1 protein-coding gene is annotated in these 419 nt (G+C 45.8%); it reads left to right on the forward strand.

From position 1 onward, the window contains the following. Positions 1-187: 187 nt before the first annotated feature. The coding region (locus CD30_RS19315) for an IS110 family transposase (protein ID WP_036180961.1) at positions 188-419 on the forward strand (232 nt) is incomplete at its 3' end.

A 419-nucleotide genomic window follows, 5' to 3' on the forward strand; every position in this document is an offset into this window, starting at 1 on the left:
GCCTGCTACCCATCGTTCATTATTGAAGGTCTAACCACTGGCTGCGACCGGGCTGTGAGAAGAGAGTGTAGCGCTCATTTATGGTCTTCCCGCTTGGATTGCTAATAACGAGGCAGACATCGATGATTCGACTGGGCACCCAGGTCTGAGTGTATCTTGATTAATTCCACCTTAGGAGGTGATTGGCATGTCACAAATGCTAGTCGGTATCGACGTGAGTTTGCGCTCCCATCATGTCCATTTCATGCATGGCGAGGGACACACACTCGCTGATTTTTCTGTTTCGAATGATGTAGAAGGTGCGGACACCTTAATTCAAAAGGTTTTACGAACAGCGGAAAAAAATCAGCTTCACGAATTAAAAATTGGTATGGAGTCGACTGATCAATATAGTTGGCACCTAGCCCATTACTTAAAGA

This window comes from Ureibacillus massiliensis 4400831 = CIP 108448 = CCUG 49529 (assembly GCF_000772965.1).
Taxonomy (GTDB): Bacteria; Bacillota; Bacilli; order Bacillales_A; family Planococcaceae; genus Ureibacillus; species Ureibacillus massiliensis.